The sequence below is a fragment of the Streptomyces sp. NPDC101237 genome (assembly GCF_044767465.1).
Taxonomy (GTDB): Bacteria; Actinomycetota; Actinomycetes; order Streptomycetales; family Streptomycetaceae; genus Streptomyces; species Streptomyces gramineus.
In genome coordinates, this window is record NZ_JBIWNY010000007.1 from 280,981 (window position 1) to 300,226 (window position 19,246).

The window sequence follows — 19,246 nt, forward strand, 5'->3', positions numbered from 1 at the left end:
TTACACCCGTCGCCCGCGGTGAACCGGCGGGACGCGTGCGGCGTGGTCCAACTGACCGGAGTCTCGACTGGGAGGCCCACATGGCCGATAGCCTGAAAATCGAATACAACGTCCTCAACGACGCCAAAAGGGACCTGGAGAGCCTGGCCGGAGACATCGGCCCGCTGCTCGACAACAGCCTCTTCTCCCAGGTGGGACAGCGGGATTACGACGGATACACCTCCGGCGACGCCTTCACCATCCTCGGCGACGCGACCCTCGCCGACGCGGTCGCGGGCTTCTACGACAACGCCAGTAGCACCATGAGCCACGCGGACAAGGGGCTCAAGGAGCTGGCCGGGGCGTTCGGCTCGGTGGGCGAGGCGTTCCTGTCCTTCGACTCGGAACTGGCCCAGGGCATGGGCATCACGGGCAGCAACCTGGGCCTGCAGAACTACTTCCGGGACAAGGAACTGTGGGACTACAAGCAGTCCCACCTCGACCAGTGCGTGCCCGGCCCGGACGGCTCGATGCCGGACTTCTGCTCCGCCACCGACCCCGGCGACCCGCCACTGGACCAGACGATCAACACCGAGCGGGGCAGCGTCCACACCCACCTCACGCTCGACGACCAGCACCACGTGATCAAGGAGGAGTCCACCGTCACCTACGACGGCAAGACCTACACCTCGGTCACCAACTACTCCAGCGACGGCAACCACTACACCACGGACACCTCGTACCCGGACGGCTCCACCGTCCACTCGGAGACCAACCTCAACTCCGACGGCAGCGGCACGATGGTCACCACCGGCAGTGACGGTGACCGCACCGAGTACACCCGAGGCCCCAAGGACGCCAACGGCAATCAGCCGGACTGGCAGCAGGTGGGCGGCGACCCGGACGACGACGACGGCGGTTCGGGCGGCGGCGGGTCCGGCGGTGGCGGCTCGGGCCACGGCTCGGGCGGCGGCACCCGGCCCGTGATGTAGCCCGACCTCCTCCCTCAGAGCACGACCCCTTCGAGAACGACAGGAAAGAAATGGCGAACTACAACGGCATCAACCTCGATTACCACAAGATCGAGGAGGTCGTGAACCTGCTGCACGACGCCCACGAGAACCTCCTGCCGGTCCTCAGCAACCTGCGCAACCGGGTCAACACCCTGGTCGACGACGGCATGGTGTTCCAGCAGTCCAGCGAGGTCATCCGGACCACCTACAACAACTTCGACACCAGCCTGCTGGCCGCCGTGAAGGGCATCAACGACTTCTCCGAGATGTTCAACGGCATCAAGGAGAACGCGATCCAGTTCGACCAGGGCATCAGCAGCAGCCTGCAGAACAACTCGTAACCCCGTACGCGAAGGGCCTCCCCCTGCACTCCGGGGGAGGCCCTTCGCGTGTGCGCCGCGCCGGTCAGCCGCGCAGCGGCGTCAGCGGCACCTGCACGGAGAGCAGCGTGCCGCCCGGGCCGGCCGTCCAGGCCCGGCCCGGATGCGTGGCCGCGCGGACCACGCTGGGCAGCAGCCGCAGGCCGACCAGGTCGCCCTCTGACAGGTTCTTCGGTGCGAGCAGCAGACCGCTCCGGGCCCGCCGGGCGGCCAGCGTCCAGCCGCTCATGCCGCTCTGGAAGCCCTCCGCCGAGGCCGCGTAGACCAGGCCGAGACCCTGGTCACGGCCGGACACGGCGAGCTCCTTGAGGAGCTTGTCCGCGGCCGAGTTGGTGAGCAGGTCGGCGTCGTCGATCATCACGACCTTCGGGCCGGGCAGCGCGTCCAGCGCCGCCCGCACCGTGTCGGCCGAGGGGTCGCTCTCGGTGAGCACCGTGGCGGTGGCATGCCGGTCCAGGGCCCGCAGCGGCGACTCGCGCGGCGTGAGCACCACCAGCGAGGTGCCGCCGGCCAGCAGCGACACCGCGATCGAGGCGAGCGTGTTGCTGCGCCCCGACCCGGCCGGCCCGAACACGCCGAACGCCGAGGCGGTACCGGCCAGATCGGTGCCGACGGCGCCGCCGTCGTCGCCGCCGACGCCGAGCAGACCCCACAGCGGCCGCCGCCGGTCCGGCTGCACCTTCGCGTAGGCCTCGGCGAACTCCACCGAGCGCGGCAGCACGGCCACCTGGAACGGCCGCCGGGCGTCCGGCACCTGGGCGTCCCGCTTGCGGGCGCTCTCGCCGATCGAGCGCAGCGCCTCCGCCTGCTCGGTGCCGCCGCCCTCGGCGAGCAGCGCCACCTGGGTCTCCGTGCCGCTGAGCACGTGCCAGCCGCGGCCCGGCGGGATGTCCGCCGGGATCTTGTTCGGCATCATGCCGACGGCCTGGTAGTCGCTGCGGTCGCCCTGGCGGAGCAGCAGCTTGTGGTCGTTGTGCGCGGCCATTCGCCCGCCCAGCAGCGACCGTTCCGAGGTGGCGACGACGTGGATGCCGGCCGCGGCACCCTCGCGCATCAGCCGGACGACCTCCTGGAGCAGCTGACCGTGGTCGTGTTCGTCGAGCAGGATCTGCAGCGAGTCCCAGCCGTCGATCAGCAGGATGATGTGAGCCGGCCGCTGGGCCTTCGGCAGCAGCCGGCGCAGCTCCGCGATGCCGGTCGCGCTGTGCGTCTGGGCCAGGTCCTGCCGTTCGGTCAGTTCCCGGTTCAGGCGCCGCAGCATCCGGCCGAGCCGCTCCAGGTCGTGCCGGGAGACCACGCCGCCGCAGTGCGGGAGCGCGCCGACGGCGCTGAGGCCGCCGCCGCCCGCGTCGATGCCGTACAGGTGCACGTCGGCGCTGCTCGCCACCCGGGCCGCCGAACCGGCGAGGGTCCGCAGCACCTGGGTGCGTCCGGAACGCGGCGCGCCGATGATGTACAGGTGCCCGAAGGTGGTGAGGTCGGCGACGGCGACCCGGCGCTGCTGGAGCTGCGGGACGTCCTCCAGCGCGTAGGGGATGACCAGGCGTCCGTCGCGGGTGGCACCGAGTTCGTCCAGGTCGTCCAGGACCAGCCGGCGCTGGAGCGGCGGCAGCCAGGGGCTGGGCTGCTGGGTGAAGTCGTCCAGCAGGTCGGCGGCCGAGCGGATCTCCTCGACGAGGACCTGGAGGTCGGTCGGCGCCGGGCCCCGCGGGGCCGAGGCCGTGACCGTGCGGGTCTCCGCGGGGAGTCCGGCGGGCCGGCCGAGCGCGTCCCAGCCGACGTCCACCGAGCGGACGGGCTTGCGGGGACCGGCGTCCGGCTCGGCCGCCGCGGCCGGGTTCTCCCGCGGGCGTTCGGCGCCGACCCAGGCGGTCTGGAACGGATCCGCCTGCCGCGGTCCGCGCCGTACCAGGGCCCGGCCGGGCGTGGCCGTGGAGATGTCGACGGCGTCCTTGACGTCGATGATGTCCTGGCTCTCGGTCTGGTCGGTGACCCGCAGCGCGATCCGCAGGTTGGTGTTGGCGCGGATGTCACCGGTGACCACACCGGCGGGCCGCTGCGTGGCCAGGATCAGGTGGATGCCGAGTGAACGGCCCCGCTGGGCGATGCTGATCAGTCCGGGTACAAAGTCGGGGACCTCGCGGACCAGGGTGGCGAACTCGTCGATGACCAGCAGCAGCCGGGGCAGCGGCGCGAGGGAGGGATCGGCGGCCCGCTTGGCCCGGTACTCCGGGTGGTCCTTGGCGTCGGCCGCGGCGAGCACCTGCTCCCGGCGCCGGAGTTCGGCGGCCAGCGACTCCAGGGCCCGTTCCACGAGGTGGGCGTCGAGGTCGGTGACCATGCCGAGGGTGTGCGGCAGGTGGGCGCACTCCTTGAAGGCGCTGCCGCCCTTGTAGTCGACCAGTACGAAGGTGAGTTCGTCGGGCCGGTTGGCGGCGGCCAGCGAGGCCACGAACGTCTGCAGCAGTTCCGACTTGCCGGAACCCGTCGTACCGGCGACCAGGCCGTGCGGCCCGTCCTGGACCAGGTCCAGGGAGAGCGGGCCGTCGAAGCCGGTGCCGATGAGGAAGGAGGTGCTGGCGGGCTGGTGCTGCCAGCGCTCCAGCAGGCCCTCGGCGTTCGGCGGTTCCTGCTCCAGCAGGTCCAGGAGGCGGACCCGCTGGGGGAGTCCGGCGTCGTGCTCGGGGCTGACGTCCCGGATCGGGGCCAGGGCCCGGGCCAGTTGCTCGCACCACTCGGGGGAGACCCGGTCGGCGCGGACGGCGGGCAGGTCGGGGGCGCCGGGACGCTTCACCGTCAGCCGGCCGCCGGCCGCGAGGACCACTCCGGTGCTCTCCTCGGGCAGCAGCCGCTCCTGCTCGTCCAGGCAGATGCTGAAGATCCGCACCCGCGGGCCCTCGGTGAGCACCTGGACCATGCCGGGCACGTCACGCAGCCGCCGGGCACCGTCCGCGATGACCAGCACGTCGGGCTCGGTGAAGACCACGTCCCGGTCGTTGCCGGCCTGCCGGCGGCGCGCCTGGACCTGCGAGACCAGTTCGCTCATCCGGGCCGCGGTCGACTCGGGGTCGTTGCCGATCAGCACCATCGGGCCGGCGGCCGTGCCGGGCTTGAGATGCGGCAGCCAGCGCGTCCACGCCCAGTCCGTCACCCGGTCGGGCTCGGTGAGGACGACGATCCTCAGGTCGCGCGGGCTGTGCAGGACGCCCGCCTGCGCGACCAGCCAGCGCGCCAATGGCTGCACCTCGGCGGCCGGGCCTGCGACGCCGACGACGCCGTGCGCGGGGATGTCGACGCCGATCGGCGTGTCGGGGATGTTCCAGCGGATCGAGCGGTGGTTCTCGTCCCGCGCCGGGTCCTCCAGCTCCCGTACCGACGGCTGGTCGACCGTGCCGAGGCGCAGCACCAGGTGGTCGGGGTCCCGGCGGCGGCGCTCCCACAGGCGGCCGCCGGGTCCGGTCGCGATCAGGGCGACGGCCGCCGGGTCGGGGCCGGTCTTGTCGCGGACCCGGCGCTCGCCGACGACCGCTTCCCTGACCTGCTTCTCCAGGACGTCACGGCGCTGTTCGTAGGCGCGCTCGGACTCCAGGAACTGCTTGCGCGCCGCACGCCGGCCGGTCGCCCAGTTCGACAGCATCATCATCGGGCTGAGGAACAGGAACACCAGGAAGTAGTACGAGTGGAAGATGCTGACCATGAACAGACCGAGGATGATCGGCGAGATCATCATCACGGTCGGGAACGGCCGCTTCTGCGGCGGCGACGGCGGCTGCGGCAGCCGGACCCGTTCGGCGTCCAGGTGCGGGGCGATCCGCGGCGGCCGGTTGTAGTCCACGCCGTACCCGTCGGCGGACGGGGTCACGGCCGCGTCCGCCTCGACGGGCGCGCTCATCCGCAGCAGCACCGGACCGACCGTCAGGTCCTCGCCGGCCGGCCAGGGCACCGGCCCCGGACCCGCCGGGCGTTCCCGCGGCGGCTGCGGGCGCGGCCGCCGCAGCTGGGTGATGGCGTCGTCCGGCGGCGGCGAGGCGAGCCGGGCCCGCACGGTCGCCTCGGGCTCGTCGTCGGTGCGGTGCCAGGCCGCGGAGCCGTCCGCGCCGACCGTCACCCACAGCCCGGACGCGGGCACCCCGGTGCCCGCGTCGAGCCGCAGGGCGCACAGCGGGTCGGTGCCGATCTCGTGGCTGCCGGGGCCGAGCCGCCAGGTGCGCCCGGCGCCGGGCCCGGAGACGATGTGCACCTCGGCGAGCACGCCGTCCCGGTCGCCGTCGTCGTGGACCCGGACCAGGTCGGCCGGGCGGGCCGGGCCGCCGAGGCCGAGCAGCCCGCCGTCGCGGATGCCGCTGCCGCAGACGCGCGTCGCGGGGTCGAGCCGGTGGCCGTCGGCGTAGAGGTTGCGAGCCTGCGGGGCGCCGGCCGCGGCCCAGTCGGCGCCGCCCGCGGCGGCCTCGTCCTGGGTCAGGGCGGCGGCGAGATCGCCGACGGTCGCGTTCGAGGGCAGCCGGACCTGATGGTCGCGGCGCTGTCCGTCCGTGGCGTCCACGGTGGTGATGGTGAGGTTCACGGCTCCCAGCCGGGCAATCGTTCGTACGGGATCGGGGGACGGGTACGGCGGTTTACGGCGCCGGCGGCGAACTGGCGGAGACACCGGCCGCACCGGAGGTGCTCGGTTCCGCGAAGTCGTCGTCGCCGTCGGCGGCCGGAGCCGGAGCGGGGACCGGCGCGGCGGCCGGTGCGGGCTCGGGGACCGGCCGGGTGGCCGAGACTCCGGTCGGCTCGGCCGCCGGAGGTGCCTCGGTGCCGCGGCCGGGCTCGTCCGGCAGCAGGTCGGGGTCGGCGGCGGACGCGGTGTCCCGCGGGCGGCCCACCTCGTCGTCCGGGCGCTCGGGGCACGGCGGCAGGACGGCCAGCGTCCGGGCCACGGCCCGCGACAGCGGCAGGACGTCGACGCGGGCGGCGGCGGGAACGCCGTGCACCGTGAGCGTCGAGTCCGGCGCGATCTCCAGCAGCCTGGTCCGGCCCCGGGCCACTCCGAGACTCAGCAGCCGCACGGTGGACGGCAGCGACCGCTCCAGCGGATCGGCGCACACCGCGACCTCGATGCCGGGCTGTCCGACGGCGGCGGTGGCGGTCGGTCCCTGATGCCGCGGGTGCACCCCGGCCGCGATGGCCACCTTGCCGTCGGGCAGCCGGGCCTCCGCCTGGGCGGCGAGCGCCTGGAGCACGGCACGGGCGGTACGGGCGGCGCGCGGCGCCCCGTACACGGAGAGCGCGGGCGGTCCCGAACGCGCGTCGAGCAGCACGGCGTGCCCCATGTCATGGCCCACGCAGACCAGCAGCGGCGTGGCCGGGTCCTCGACGTCGTCCGTCAGATCGGTGCGGTCGATCCACCACAGCCGCGGATCGCTCTCGTCGGCCGCCCACGGCTCCGGCGGCTCGCGCAGCGCCTCGCCGTCCGCCGCGACCATGACGGCCATCCACTCGGGCCCGGCCAGCACGCCGTAGGGGCGCACCCCGGGACGGACGGCCGCGGCCTGGGCGGTGGCCCGCTCGGCGTCGGACCACACGGCCGGCTCGCGCAGCAGCCGTACCAGCAGGCGCAGTCCGCGCCGGTAGCGCAGTTCGGTGCGGACCGGTCCGGTGAAGGCCTTGACGGTGAGGGCCGTCTCACGGCGCAGGCGGCGCCACAGGGCCTTCCAGCCGCCGCCGCGCCGGACCAGCCAGCTGGTGACGGCGAGGACGAGGACCAGCACGCCGACGAGGCCGAGCAGGGTGGTGATGGTGTCGGAGGTCATCGGGTCTCTCTCCGGAGTTTCTCTGCTCCGGCCGTGGGGCAGCCGTGGGATTCGAGGGTGGTGCGCAGCGCGCGGATGCCGTGGTGGGTACGGGATTTCACGGTGCCCGGCGGCAGCCCCAGCTGACGGGCCACGTCGTCGCCGGACTGGCCCAGCAGGTGGACCCGGGCGACGGCCTCGCGGTGGGCGGGGGTCAGGGTGCGCAGCGCGGAGACCAGCACCCGGCGGTCGCCGACCTGTTCGGCGTGGTCGGGCACGGCCGGCGTCAGGGCGGGGCCGAAGTCCGCCGCGGTGACGCCCACGGGGACGGACCGGTCCCGGCGCCTGCTGTCGACCACGAGGTTGCGGGCGACCCGGAACAGCCACAGGCGGATGGGCCGGTCGTGCCAGTCCAGCCGGCCGGCCGACTGCCAGGCCCGCAACAGGGTTTCCTGGACGACGTCCTCCGCGCCGTGGGGGTCGCGCCCCATCATGCCGGTCACGAAGCGGCGCAGGCTTTCGCGCTCCGCGAGCAGGAGGCCGAGCGTCCGGTCCGCGCCGTCGGCGCGGTCAGGGTCGATGAGGCTCAATGCCTCCGCCTTCCGGTGTCGGGTGGTGCTGTTGTGCTGTTGTGCTGTCGTGCGATGTTGCTCTGTGTCACTGTGAAACGCTGCAGGGACGAACGCTAGCGCGAAAAACGGAACTTCCCGAAGCCGGCATTGCTGCGAAGCTCAACAACTTCGTCACAGCCGACTCCGCATAGGTGGACGGAAGGTGACGTTCGGCGGGATCTTCGGCGACTGGCGTCCGGAGCCCGGTCCCGCCTTGGTTAATGTTCCTGTGTCCCGCTCGTTCCGGGCGTTCCGAGAACTTCACGAGACCTTCAGGAGACGACGTGCCGCCCCTTCGCAAACCCCGGCCCTCGGCAGGACGGCCCGGCAATCCGACGGGACGTTTCAGTGACACCTTCGCCAACCGTCCCGCCACGCCCCGTCGCGGCCTGGTGCCCGGCATGCGGGTGTGGGCGACCGTGGCGGGAGCGGCCGGACTGACCGTCGTCGCGGCCCTGGCCGTTCCGGTGCTGAGCCATGTGGACCTCTTCCCGGACCCGGACACCAAGGCGGCCGCGGCGGTGGTGCCCGGAGAGCCCACAACGCTGTCCAGCGCGTCCGAGTCGCCGTCCCCGTCCTCCTCGTCGTCGACGCCGTCCCACGCCCCCTCCCACCAGCCCGCCAGGACGGACCAGGGCGGCTCCGGGTCCGGCGGCGGCACGGGCGGCGGCGCCGGCGGCGGCAGCGGCTCGACCGGGCAGCAGTCCGGCGGCGGGTCCGCCGCCTCCGGCAGCGGTACCGGAGGCGGCACCAAGTCGGGCTCCACCTCGTCCGGTACGAAGTCGGCCGGCACGAAGTCGTCCTCCTCGGGCGGGAAGACCTCCTCCGGGGGCTCCTCCACGGGCGGGGGCACGAAGACCACCACCGTCCCGGGCGTGGCCCTGATCGGCAACCCGTCCGGCCGCTGCGTCGACGTCACCAACGCGGGCGGGGACGGCACCCGGCTGGAGATCCTGGACTGCTCGGGCGCGGCCAAGCAGAAGTGGGTCTTCCAGTCGGACGGCACCATCCGCTCGCTCGGCCTGTGCATGGACCTGGCCTGGGGCAACACCGCCAACGGCACCGCGATCCAGGTCGCCAAGTGCAGCGGCAACCGCGCGCAGCTCTTCTACCTCAGCTCGGCCGGTGACCTGGTCAGCGCGCTGGCCGACAAGTGCGTGGACGTCACCGACAAGGGCACGGGCAACGGCACCAAGCTCCAGCTGTGGACCTGCTCCGGCACTTCCAACCAGAAGTGGCACAAGGGCTGACCGGTCCGCGGCCGCCGACACCGCCTACCGCCGAGCACCGACCGCCCCGCGGCGGGCACCGAGCACCAGCTTGAGCGTGCCCGCCGCGGACGGCGACGCCGAGCCGCGCAGCACGTCCGTGCCCGGTGCGAGCACGGCGTCGGCGGTGAGCAGTTCGATCTCGATCAGCGTGCCGACCAGCGGCCGGTGGGCCACCGGGACCACTTCGAGCAGGTCCCGGGCCGCGCGCAGATCGGTCCGGGACCTCTCCACCTCGTGCGCCACGAGCGCGCGCAGACCCAGGGAGGCGCGGCGCGCCCCGAGGTCGTCCGCCGTCACCGAGAACCGCTCCAGGGTCTGTGCCGGAATGCCCGGCCGGCCCTCCCGCAGGTCCTCCGCAAGGTCGTTGACGAAGTCCAGCCGCTGGCTGCCGTCGATGAGCCTGCGGCAACCGGCCAGGAACCGTCCGCCGGGATCGGCCGCGGGCCCCAGCAGCGCGCCTATCAGCAGGAAGGCCGGCATCGAGTAGGCGTCGAGATAGTCCTGGTACTCGGCCTCGGTACGGAAGCCCGTGAACTCCAACTCGGTCCCGGCGGTGCCCAGATACGTCTCCACCACCTCCCGGTGACCGGGGTGCGCGGTGACCGTGTGGAGCAGGGTGCGGACCAGGGGATCGGCGCTCGTCCCCGTCTCCAGCCCCGCCCGCACCCGCCGCTCCCAGTCCGCCCACGCCCGCGCCCGCCCCGCCTCGGGACCGCTGTCCAGCAGGTCGTCGCCGTGGTGCATGACCGCCGTGGCGGCCACCACGTACGGCTGCACCGCGGGCGGCAGCAGCAACCGGCAGGCCAGGTAGGCGCTGCGGCGGTACCGCCGGACCGTACGCCGCTGGGTGCTGTAGTCCTGCCGCAGCCGCGGATCCCGGATCCCGGCCGCGGTCAGGCTCTGTTTCCACGCGCTCACCGGATGATCGTAGAGGCAGCGGCGGCCTCCGGTCCCGGCCGGGACCGAGCGCTCAGGAGAGGGAGGTCAGGAACTCGACGAGCGCCGCGTTCACCTCGTCGGGGCGCTCCTGCTGCGTCCAGTGTCCGCAGCCCGCCAGTTCGAGCGGCTCGCGCACCAGGTTGGGCATCAGGGCGGGAAGCCTGGCGATGAGTTCGGGCGTGCCGGGGAACGCCGGGACCACGTCGCGGTCGCCGTAGACGTAGAGCGCGGGCGGGGTGACCCGGGCGCCGTGCCAGGGGGCGGTGAGTTCCCAGTTGCGGTCGAGGTTGCGATACCAGTTGAGCGCCCCGGTGAAGCCACCGGAGAAACTCTCGGTCAGCGCGTCCAGGTCCTCCTCGGTGAACCACGCGGGCAGCACCTCGGGATCCGGCATGTCGGCGAGCCAGCCGCGCTCGGGGTCCACCAGGGGCTGCCCGGCCGCACCACTGTCGGCGGAGGCCAGGTGGAAGAACTTCCGCAGCGTGGTGCGCGGGTCGCGGCCGAACTCGGCGTCCGCGACGCCCGGCCGGGCGAAGTAGTTCCAGTAGAAGCGGCCCCCGAACATCTCGTCCATCGCCCGCAGCGGCGGCCTCGTCCCACGGAACGGCGGCGGCACGCTCAGCCCGGCCACCCCGCGCACCAGGTCCGGACGGAAGAGCGCGGTGTGCCAGGCCACCGGCGCGCCCCAGTCGTGCCCGACGACGAACGCCCGCTCCTCGCCCAGCTCCCCGATCAGCCCGACGACGTCGCCGACCAGATGGAAGATGCTGTACGCGTCGACGTCCTCGGGACGGTCGCTGCCGCCGTAGCCCCGCTGGTCCGGGGCGACCACGTGGAAACCGGCGGCGGCCAGCGGGCCGAACTGGTGCTGCCAGGAGTGCCAGGACTCGGGGAAACCGTGCAGCAGCACGACCAGGGGGCCCGAACCCTCCTCCGCGATGTGCAGCCGGATTCCGTTCACGTCGATGAATCGATGCTGGACCATGGCCCGAGCGTACGCAACGATCTTCCGCTCCGGCGCCCCGGGCGACGGGCGTTCAGGCGACGGCGTCCCGCGCGGTGGCGGTGACGTCGACGGCGTGCGTGACCTCCGGCTCGGTGCCGGGCAGGACCAGGGCCCGGGCCGTCGTCTCGAAGCGGCGGTCGGTCTCCGTCAGTCGGGTGTGGTGCTGGGCGAGATGCTCCGCCCAGGAGCCGATGAGGTAGTTCTCGATGAAGCGGCCCGGCTCGTTGCCGTCCTCGTACAGGCCCCAGGTGAGCGCGCCGGTCCGGCGGCGGGAGCGGGCCACGTTCGCCATGGCCGCGGTGAAGGCGGCACGGTCGGCGGGCGCGACGCGGTAGACGACGGAGACCAGGACCGGGCCGTCGGCCGGACCGGGCTCGTAGACCAGGGGCGGAGCGGGCCAGTGGTCGGAGGGGGTCGGGTCGATGCGGGTGGCGTCGTACAGCGGCCACCGCGGCACGCTCGCCGCGGCGAGCAGCAGCAGGAGCGCCGCTATGAGCAGCGCGGTGGTCAGCCCGAGCCACTGGGCCAGTCCGCCCCACAGCGGCGCGGCGAGCGCCTGCCCGCCCTGGAAGACCAGGAGATAGACGGCCAGGCCGCGGGCTCGTACCCAGCCGGGCAGCCGGGTCTGGGTGGCCGCGCTCAGGGTGGACAGGACACCGATCCAGGCAAGACCGGCGGGCAGCAGGGCGAGCGCCACGACCCAGGTGACGTGGACGGTGGCGAGGACGGCCAGGACCACGGCGAAGACGGCGGCCCCGGCCACGAGCGTGCCGTTGGCACCGAGCAGTCCGCGCATCCGGGGCAGCAGGAAGGCGCCGCTGACCGCGCCGACGCCGACGGCGGCCAGCAGCAGGCCGTAACCGCCCGAGCCCAGGCCGAGCGAGCGGCCGGCGACCAGCGGCAGCAGCGACCACACGGCTGCCGCGCCGGGGATGAACAGGGCCGTGCGCAGCAGGACACGGCGGACGCCGGGCGCGTTGCGGACGTAACGGCGGGCCGCGTACAGGGCGGTGAGGAACCGTTCGCGTTCGGCGGCCGGGACGGGCTCGGCCGGCGGCCGCTTCCACAGCACCAGGACGACCACGATGCCCAGGAACGAGACCGCGTTGAAGGCGAACGACCAGCCCGCGCCCGCCGCCGTGACCAGCGCACCGCCGACGGCCGGTCCGATGGCCCGGGCCAGGTTCATGTTCACCGCGCCCAGCGCCGACGCCTCCGCCAGCCGGCTGCGGGCGACCAGCTCCGGCTGGATCGCCTGCCAGGCCGGCCCCATCAGCGCGGTGCCGCAGCCGAGCAGGAACGTCAGCACGAGCAGCGGACCGGGGGACAGCTCGCCGGCGAAGGCCAGGACGGCCAGGACGGTGGCCACCGCGCACATCGCGAGCTGGGCGACGACCAGCAGCCGGCGCCGGTCGAAGCGGTCGGCGAGCACCCCGGAGGGCAGCGCCAGCAGGACGACCGGCAGGCTGGAGGCGGTCTGGACGAGGGTGACCAGGGTGGCCCCGTGGCCGAGGAGCAGCCACTGCGCGCCGACCGTCTGCATCCAGGTGCCGACGTTCGACACGAACTGCGCGATCCACAGGGCCCGGAACACCGGGAGCGCGAGGGGCGCCCAGGACGACTCGGAGCCGGAGGAACCGCCGCCGGGTCCGGCTTTCGTGCTCACTGCCATGTCACCGCTCCGCGAGAGTTGGGCCCGTGCGCCCCGGCGGCGCGCACGCGACCGGACCGGAACGCCGTAAGCCTGTCAGAGGCGGCCCCGCAGATCATCTGTCGAACGACCGGGAAAGCGCCGGACGGTGGCGCGCGGCATCGGCGTGAGGCACCGACAGCGGGCCGTGGGAGGACCCGGCGGCAGGACCGGCCGACGGGCCCTGTCGGCGCTCGCGATGGTCGCCGGTGCCCTCGTCGGCGCCCTCACCGTCCGTCACGGCAGCCCCGACCTGCCGCTGCTGCCGGCCGGCCGCGCGCCCGGCGCGTGCGTGCCGGGCCGCTCCGACGCCCACTGGGGCGAACCGCTCCGAGCCGAGCCCACGGGTATCCGTCGCGCGACGGTGGGTACCCGGGGCCGATGGACATGACTAGTGAACAGCTGGCCGCCGCCGGTTCGGCGGCGGGAATGATCGTGATCGTCGTCTGCGGGCTGATCGTCGCGGCCGCGCTGGTGGCGGCGGTCCGGCTCGGAATCGGGGTGCGCCGCCGGGAGTCCCCGCCGCCCCGGAGCACGGACCAGCCCACCCCGCCCGCCACCGGACCGGTGCGGGAGGAGAGCGAGATGCGCGAGCCGAACGAGGTGCCGCGGGCCGGGAGCGACGGCACCCGTCTCACCCCGCACCAGCTCGGCAACGCGCCCACCAGGACGGGTGAGGACCAGACCCGTCGCCGCTGGTAGGCAAGGCCGCCCGGAAGCACCGGCAAACCGGTCCGGCTCACCGAGACCAGCGACCTCTCGCCCGCGACCGTCCTCGACGACGTCCGCCTCGACGCCGGGTCCTCCATCCTGTGGGCCCGGACCACCGACCAGGACGGCGGAAGCCTGCACTGGAGGCCGTCGCGGGACAACGGCATCGACTGGGACCGGGTCGCGGGCGACCACCAAGTGGCCCGGCCGTCCGGTCACGGTGAACACCGGCACCCGGACCTTCACGGTCCGAGACGAGCTGTACGCACGGGGACAGTTCGCGAAGCACCTGTCGCCCGGTGACGTACGCCTGGAGTCCAGCGCCGCGCAGAACGGCGTCGCCGACGTGGTCCACCGGACCCGCGGGGGCGGCTGCACGGCCGTCCTCGGCAACGGCGCCGGCGTCGGCGCCGACCGCAGGGTCAGGATGTCCGTCGGCGGCCGGACGTTCGTCGTGACCGTGCCGACGGGCTCCTTCGCCACCTACCGGTGGACCAGGTGACCGCACCGGGCGCCGGCGGCACGCACGCCGTGTGCTGCCGCGACGACACCGGGACGGCTCCGGTGACGGCGTCCGTGCCGTCCGCCGGATTCCGCCTCGGCCACCCGCGGTTCGGCGCCCGCTGACGGCGCTCTTGACAGACTCCGCCCTGGTGCCGGGCCGGCCGCGCGCCCCCGGCCCCGGGGCACGGCCAGCCCTCCGGGCCGTCGTGCACGGCTCAGAACCGCACCGGCAGCGCCAGCAGGCCGCGGGTGCGCATCGAGGGGCGGTGGCGCAGCGCGTCGACGGGGACGTCGAGTGCGAGATCGGGGAGGTGTTCCAGCAGCGCGGTCAGGGCGATCTCGGTCTCCAGGCGGGCCAGCGGCGCACCGACGCAGTAGTGGATGCCGTGGCCGAGGGCCAGGTGACCGATGTCGTCGCGGCCGAGGTCGAGCCGGTCGGGCTCGGGGAACCGCCGCGGGTCACGGTGCGCCGCAGCCAGGGACAGCAGCACCGTCTCGCCCGCCGGTACGGTGACCCCGCCGATCGTCACGTCCTCGGTGGGGAAGCGCCGGATGGCCAGCGGGACCGGCCCGTCGTAGCGGAGCAGTTCCTCCACGGCGGTGCCGATCCCGGCCGGGTCCGCGCGCAGGGCGGCCAGCTGGGGCGGGTCGGCGAGCAGGGCGAGGACGGCGTTGCCGATCAGGTGCACGGTGTTCTCGTAGCCGGCGAAGAGGATGAGGAAGGCCAGGGACATCAGCTCGTCCTCGCTGAGCCGGTCCTCCGCGTCCCGTACGGCGATCAGCGCGGAGAGCAGGTCGTCGGCGGGCTCGGCGCGCTTGCGGGCGAGCAGTGCGCCGAAGTAGGCGAGGAGCGCCTTGACCGCCTCCCGCGGGCCGTCGGGCCGCGCGGGGTCCGGGACGACGAGCGCGTCGGTCCAGGACCGGAAGTCCGGCCGGTCGTCCTCGGCCACGCCCAGCAACTCGCAGATCACGGCGATGGGCAGCGGCGCCGCGTAGTCGGCGATCAGGTCGGCACGGCCGAGCGGTCGGACGGCGTCCAGGAGCGCGTCCGCGGTGCGCCGCACGGGTGCGCGAAGGCGCGCGACACGACGCGGGGTGAAGGCCTGGGACACCAGGCGCCGGATCCGGGTGTGGTCCGGCGGATCCATGTTCAGCAGGTTGGCGTCGAGCGCGGGCGGCAGCGCCAGCCCTCGGTAGCCGCCCGGTTTCGCGCGGGCCTTGTCCAGCGACAGCCGCGGGTCGGCGAGGGCCTGCCGCACGTCGTCGTACCGCGTCACCAGCCAGGCGGGCAGCCCGTCCGTCCCGGCGAACCGGTGCACGGGCCCGGCCTCCCGGAGCCGTGCGTACACGGCGTACGGGTCGGCGAACAGCTCCGCGGGGTCAACGGCGGCCCGAGCGGAGGGCGTTGTACTGGCATCCATGGCCCACACCCTAGACACCGGCCGGCCGGGGACCGCGCCGTCCGCGCTCCTTGATCGGCCCCGGGGGTTGCAGCGCCCGCGGGACCGGCGTTTTCTGGAAGTGTCCGATGGTGAAACACGAGCGCCTAGGGCTGCGGCATGGACCGGGGGCTCGGCTCCCCCATGTTTCTCCTGGCCAGAGCCTCGGTCTGTGCGGTCCGTCGTCGTGTCCCGGCGTTCGACGCGGAGGTGAACCAGGTGAAAGCCGTTGTGTACGAGAAGCCCTTCAGCGTCGCTGTCAGGGACGTCGACGATCCACGCATCGAGCACCCGAACGACGTGCTGGTACGGGTCACGTCGACCGCCATCTGCGGCTCCGACCTGCACATGTACGAGGGTCGGACGGCAGCCGAGTCGGGCATCGTCTTCGGGCACGAGAACCTCGGCATCATCGAGGAGATCGGCAGCGGTGTGACCTCGCTGTCCAAGGGCGACCGTGTGGTCATGCCGTTCAACGTGGCCTGCGGATTCTGCAAGAACTGCCTGGCCGGCAAGACCGGCTTCTGCCTCACGGTCAACCCCGGCTTCGCCGGCGGAGCCTACGGCTACGTGGCCATGGGCCCCTACGAGGGCGGGCAGGCGGAGCTGCTGCGGGTGCCGTTCGCCGACTTCAACTGCCTCAAGCTGCCGCCGGGCGATGAGTTCGAGACCGACTTCGTGCTGCTCGCCGACATCTTCCCGACCGGCTATCACGGCTGTGAGCTGGCCCGCGTGTCCCCGGGCGAGAGCGTCGCCGTCTTCGGCGCCGGCCCGGTCGGGCTGATGGCCGCGTACTCCGCGCTGCTGCGCGGAGCCGCCAAGGTGTTCGTGGTCGACCGGGTGCCCGAGCGGCTGGCGAAGGCCGAGCAGATCGGCGCCATACCGATCGACTTCTCCCAGGGCGAGCCCGCTGAGCAGATCAAGGCACAGACCGGTGGCGAGGGCACCGACAAGGGCGTCGACGCCGTCGGCTACCAGGCCCAGTCGCCCGACGCCAGTCACGAGGAGCCGGCGGTCGTCCTGAACACCCTGGTCGAGACGGTACGGCCGACCGGCATGCTCGGCATCCCGGGCCTGTACGTCCCGTCCGACCCGGGCGCACCCGACGAGCACGCCAAGCACGGCCAGCTGCTGGTCTCCATCGGCCGGATGTTCGAGAAGGGGCAGCAGATGGGCACCGGCCAGTGCAACGTCAAGCAGTACAACCGCCAGCTGCGGGACCTGATCATCGCGGGGCGGGCCAAGCCCAGCTTCGTGGTCTCCCACGAACTCCCCCTGGAGGACGCGCCGGAGGCCTATCAGAAGTTCGACAAGCGGATCGAGGGCTACACCAAGGTGGTCCTGCATCCCGGTCACGCCCTGGCGGCGTAGGACACGCCTGCGGCGTCCGCTCCTGGACGCGGCACACGGCGGTCCGGCCCGTGCGGCGGGACATGGCGGGCCGGCCCGCGCGGCCGGGCCACCGCGGGGTTCGTCCCCGGCGGCGTCCGCCGGACGCGGACGCGTCCGGACCGCCTCCCGCCGTTCCACGGGGCCGGGCCGCGGGCGGCGACCAGGGCGACCGGCAGTCGTCTTCCGTCCCCGGGCCCTTTCCGCCACGCCCGGAACGCCGACCCGGCTGGCGCCCGAAGGCCCGCAGGGGGTCTGCCGGACCGTGCGGCCCGGCAGACCCCCTGCCCGCTGTCCCGGCGGTGCTAGCCGCGACGTCCCGCGGCCTGGTACTCGTCGTCCGCGGCGGCGTCCGTACCCGCGTCCGTACCCGGCTCCGCCCGGTCGGCGTGGCCCGGCCACCAGGCGGCGTGGCCGATGAGGGCGGTCAGGCTCGGGGTGAAGAACATCGCCATGACGAACGCGGCGACGGCGATGCCGAAGGAGACCGCGAAGCCCATCTCCGTGAGCAGCGCGTTGCCCGCCAGCATCATCGTGGCGAAGGTCGCCGCCAGGATGAAGCCCGCCGCGGCGACCGTCGGACCGGCGTGCCGCAGCGCCATCCCGGCCGCCTCGCGCGGCTCCCGGCCCTCGCGGGCCTCCTCACGGAGCCGGGCGATCATGAGGATGTTGTAGTCCGTGCCGATGGCGACCACGAAGAGATACATGATCACCGGAAGCATGAACATCAGACCGGGCTTGTTCTGCGCGTCCTGGAAGATCCAGACCGTGGCACCGAGCGTGGAGCCGAAGCCCAGTCCCACCGAGGCGATCAGGTACCAGGGCGCGACCACACTGCGCAGCAGGAGCCCCAGGATCACCATGATCAGCAGGGCGGCGACGGGGAAGACCGTGCGGTAGTCGTGGTTCACCGCGGAGTCGATGTCCTTGAAGATCGAGGACATGCCGCCGACCACGGCCTCGGTGCCGTCGGGGGCGTTCGCGTGCGCGACGTCCCGGACCCGGCCCACGGCGTCGATCGCCTTGTCCGTGGACGCCTCGTACTTCAGCGTGACGGTGAAGTCCGCGGTCGTACCGGCCTTGTTCACCTGGGACATCCGGGCGCTCGCGACACCGTCCACGGCGCCGAGCTTCGCGGCGTACGCGTCGAACGCGGACCGGTCAAGCGGCTTGCCGTCGCTGCTGGAGAGGTAGACGTCGGTGGGGGCGGCGGCGCCCGCCGAGTACGCGGTCTGCATCCGGTCCTGGACGACCATGGACTCCTTGGTCTTCGGCATCGAGCCCGAGGCCAGGTCGAACGTCGCCTTGTAGCCGAGCGTGCCGAGCGACAGCACGAGCAGGATCAGACCGGAGACCGCCGCGGTCAGCGCCGGGCGGCGCTGCACCCCGCGGCCCAGGGCCGCGAACCGGGCGTTGGACGGCTCCTGCTGCCAGGACTTGGAGGGCCAGAACACCTTCGGCCCGATGAGCGAGACGACGGCCGGGATCAGGGTCAGGCCCGCGATCAGGGTGACCGTGACCGAGATGGCCAGCGCCGGGCCCATCTGCTTCAGGAAGCCCAGCGTGGACAGCACCAGCGCGAGGAAGGCGATGATGACCGCGCCGGCCGCCGAGGCGATGGCCTCGCCGACCCGGTCGACCGCGTTGATCATGGCCTGCTTGGGTTCGTCGCCCGCGCGCAGGCGTTCGCGGTAACGGAACATCAGGAACAGGAAGTAGTCCGTGCCCACGCCGAAGAGCACGACGATCAGGATCGACGAGACGGAGCTGTTGGCCTGCAGACCGAACAGCTTGGTGGCGTACGCGATCAGACCGTTGGCGATCGCCGACACCACACCGATCAGCACGAGCGGCAGGAAGGCCAGGATCGGCGCCCGGAAGATGATCAGCAGCGTGACCAGGATGATCACGAAGGTGCCGATGCCGATCAGCGCCTCACCGCGCTTGGACGAGTCCTGCTGGTCCAGTGCCTGCGCGGCGGATCCGCCGAGCTTGACCTCCAGGTCCGTGCCCTTGGCGAGTTGCTTGACGTCGTCGCGCAACACCTTGGCGGCGTCGGCCTGGGCCGGCTGGCCGGCCTGCTTGCTGTCCATCTGCACCAGGGTCATGGTGTATTTGCCGTCCTTGGACGGCGGTCCGGGGACGACCTTCTGCACCTGGTCGATGTGCTTGCCGCCCAGCTCGGTGGTGATCCGGGCGACGTCCTTGAGATCGGCGCCGCTCAGCTTGCCGCCGTCGGTGCGCTGATAGAGCGCGATCGCGGACGGCGTGAAGGCGCTGGGGAACGCCTTCTGCTGCAGATCGGCCGCCTGGATCGACTCGTAACTCTTGGGCAGGAAACTGCTCTCGTCGCTGTTCGAGGGCAGGCTCGGGGCGGTGGCGACGATCGCCACCGCCGCGATCAGCCATGCCACGATCGTCCAGACGGGATGTCGGACGACGGCAGTGCCAATACGTCGGAACATGCGGAAGGTCCTCCTGGGTAGGAAGATCACCGCAGCCCGGGGAGCGGACCCTGGCATCGGCGACCCCGACCGGCC

The 19,246-nt window shown here is 73.1% G+C and carries 15 protein-coding genes; 7 read left to right on the plus strand and 8 right to left on the minus strand.

From position 1 onward, the window contains the following. Positions 1 to 80 precede the first annotated feature (80 nt). Positions 81 to 971 (plus strand): hypothetical protein, encoded by an 891-nt coding sequence (locus tag ACIRQ9_RS14270; RefSeq protein WP_404171613.1) that lies wholly within the window; start codon positions 81 to 83, stop codon positions 969 to 971. Between the two features lie 50 nt (positions 972 to 1,021). After that, positions 1,022 to 1,333 (plus strand): hypothetical protein, encoded by a 312-nt coding sequence (locus tag ACIRQ9_RS14275; protein ID WP_351323681.1) that lies wholly within the window; start codon positions 1,022 to 1,024, stop codon positions 1,331 to 1,333. Between the two features lie 64 nt (positions 1,334 to 1,397). Here ACIRQ9_RS14275 and ACIRQ9_RS14280 read toward each other — a convergent pair whose 3' ends face one another. Genes ACIRQ9_RS14280 through ACIRQ9_RS14290 form a run of 3 tightly spaced genes read right to left on the minus strand, consistent with a single transcriptional unit; the run spans position 1,398 to position 7,736 of the window. Further along, a complete protein-coding gene (locus ACIRQ9_RS14280) occupies positions 1,398 to 5,936 on the minus strand; it encodes an FtsK/SpoIIIE domain-containing protein (RefSeq protein ID WP_404171616.1) in 4,539 nt (1,512 codons plus the stop codon). Positions 5,937 to 5,988: 52 nt separating this feature from the next. Next, the gene (locus tag ACIRQ9_RS14285; protein WP_404171619.1) at positions 5,989 to 7,167 is read right to left on the minus strand and encodes a hypothetical protein; all 1,179 of its coding nucleotides are present in this window, start codon (positions 7,165 to 7,167) and stop codon (positions 5,989 to 5,991) included. Beyond that, entirely contained in the window at positions 7,164 to 7,736 is a 573-nt protein-coding gene (locus ACIRQ9_RS14290) for a sigma-70 family RNA polymerase sigma factor (RefSeq protein WP_404171622.1), read from the minus strand. Before ACIRQ9_RS14290 ends, ACIRQ9_RS14285 begins: the two co-directional genes overlap by 4 nt. A gap of 305 nt (positions 7,737 to 8,041) precedes the next feature. On the opposite strand from ACIRQ9_RS14290, the gene ACIRQ9_RS14295 reads away from it, so the two are divergent. After that, complete coding sequence (locus tag ACIRQ9_RS14295; RefSeq protein ID WP_404171625.1) at positions 8,042 to 9,007, plus strand: ricin-type beta-trefoil lectin domain protein; 966 nt, start codon at positions 8,042 to 8,044, stop codon at positions 9,005 to 9,007. A gap of 24 nt (positions 9,008 to 9,031) precedes the next feature. On the opposite strand, the gene ACIRQ9_RS14300 is transcribed toward ACIRQ9_RS14295, so the two are convergent. From ACIRQ9_RS14300 to ACIRQ9_RS14310, 3 genes are read right to left on the minus strand one after another with little or no spacing between them, the layout of a single operon-like run. Next, positions 9,032 to 9,946, minus strand: coding sequence for a phytoene/squalene synthase family protein (locus ACIRQ9_RS14300; protein ID WP_404171627.1), 915 nt, complete (start codon positions 9,944 to 9,946; stop codon positions 9,032 to 9,034). Positions 9,947 to 9,998: 52 nt separating this feature from the next. Continuing rightward, positions 9,999 to 10,952 carry an alpha/beta fold hydrolase gene (locus ACIRQ9_RS14305; RefSeq protein WP_404171630.1) on the minus strand — a complete coding sequence of 318 codons (954 nt, stop codon included), beginning with the start codon at positions 10,950 to 10,952 and terminating at the stop codon, positions 9,999 to 10,001. A gap of 52 nt (positions 10,953 to 11,004) precedes the next feature. Beyond that, the gene (locus ACIRQ9_RS14310) at positions 11,005 to 12,645 is read right to left on the minus strand and encodes an MFS transporter (protein ID WP_404171633.1); all 1,641 of its coding nucleotides are present in this window, start codon (positions 12,643 to 12,645) and stop codon (positions 11,005 to 11,007) included. A gap of 399 nt (positions 12,646 to 13,044) precedes the next feature. Here ACIRQ9_RS14310 and ACIRQ9_RS14315 point away from each other — a divergent pair, with 399 nt between their 5' ends. The 3 genes from ACIRQ9_RS14315 (at position 13,045) to ACIRQ9_RS14325 (ending at position 14,001) form a co-directional block, all read left to right on the plus strand. Then, positions 13,045 to 13,365: a DUF6479 family protein gene (locus tag ACIRQ9_RS14315; protein ID WP_404171636.1), complete on the plus strand. Its 321-nt coding sequence runs from the start codon at positions 13,045 to 13,047 to the stop codon at positions 13,363 to 13,365. Positions 13,366 to 13,594: 229 nt separating this feature from the next. Next, the gene (locus ACIRQ9_RS14320; protein ID WP_404171639.1) at positions 13,595 to 13,876 is read left to right on the plus strand and encodes a hypothetical protein; all 282 of its coding nucleotides are present in this window, start codon (positions 13,595 to 13,597) and stop codon (positions 13,874 to 13,876) included. Further along, positions 13,873 to 14,001: a hypothetical protein gene (locus tag ACIRQ9_RS14325; RefSeq protein ID WP_404171642.1), complete on the plus strand. Its 129-nt coding sequence runs from the start codon at positions 13,873 to 13,875 to the stop codon at positions 13,999 to 14,001. The genes ACIRQ9_RS14320 and ACIRQ9_RS14325 overlap by 4 nt, the downstream gene beginning before the upstream one ends. A gap of 92 nt (positions 14,002 to 14,093) precedes the next feature. Here the strand turns inward: ACIRQ9_RS14325 and ACIRQ9_RS14330 are convergent, their stop codons facing one another. Then, positions 14,094 to 15,299 (minus strand): cytochrome P450, encoded by a 1,206-nt coding sequence (locus tag ACIRQ9_RS14330; protein WP_404171645.1) that lies wholly within the window; start codon positions 15,297 to 15,299, stop codon positions 14,094 to 14,096. A 237-nt stretch (positions 15,300 to 15,536) separates the two neighbouring features. Here ACIRQ9_RS14330 and ACIRQ9_RS14335 point away from each other — a divergent pair, with 237 nt between their 5' ends. Further along, complete coding sequence (locus ACIRQ9_RS14335) at positions 15,537 to 16,688, plus strand: glutathione-independent formaldehyde dehydrogenase (RefSeq protein ID WP_404171647.1); 1,152 nt, start codon at positions 15,537 to 15,539, stop codon at positions 16,686 to 16,688. 323 nt (positions 16,689 to 17,011) lie between these two features. On the opposite strand, the gene ACIRQ9_RS14340 is transcribed toward ACIRQ9_RS14335, so the two are convergent. Further along, positions 17,012 to 19,171 carry an MMPL family transporter gene (locus ACIRQ9_RS14340; RefSeq protein WP_404171650.1) on the minus strand — a complete coding sequence of 720 codons (2,160 nt, stop codon included), beginning with the start codon at positions 19,169 to 19,171 and terminating at the stop codon, positions 17,012 to 17,014. Positions 19,172 to 19,246: the final 75 nt, after the last annotated feature.

Bases quoted from the DNA above. Each gene is read 5' to 3' on its own strand.
- ACIRQ9_RS14270 (WP_404171613.1), top strand. From the start codon at position 81: ATGGCCGATAGCCTGAAAATCGAATACAACGTCCTCAACGACGCCAAA.
- ACIRQ9_RS14275 (WP_351323681.1), top strand. From the start codon at position 1,022: ATGGCGAACTACAACGGCATCAACCTCGATTACCACAAGATCGAGGAG.
- ACIRQ9_RS14285 (WP_404171619.1), bottom strand. From the start codon at position 7,167: ATGACCTCCGACACCATCACCACCCTGCTCGGCCTCGTCGGCGTGCTG.
- ACIRQ9_RS14305 (WP_404171630.1), bottom strand. From the start codon at position 10,952: ATGGTCCAGCATCGATTCATCGACGTGAACGGAATCCGGCTGCACATC.
- ACIRQ9_RS14310 (WP_404171633.1), bottom strand. From the start codon at position 12,645: ATGGCAGTGAGCACGAAAGCCGGACCCGGCGGCGGTTCCTCCGGCTCC.
- ACIRQ9_RS14315 (WP_404171636.1), top strand. From the start codon at position 13,045: ATGGACATGACTAGTGAACAGCTGGCCGCCGCCGGTTCGGCGGCGGGA.
- ACIRQ9_RS14330 (WP_404171645.1), bottom strand. From the start codon at position 15,299: ATGGATGCCAGTACAACGCCCTCCGCTCGGGCCGCCGTTGACCCCGCG.
- ACIRQ9_RS14340 (WP_404171650.1), bottom strand. From the start codon at position 19,171: ATGTTCCGACGTATTGGCACTGCCGTCGTCCGACATCCCGTCTGGACG.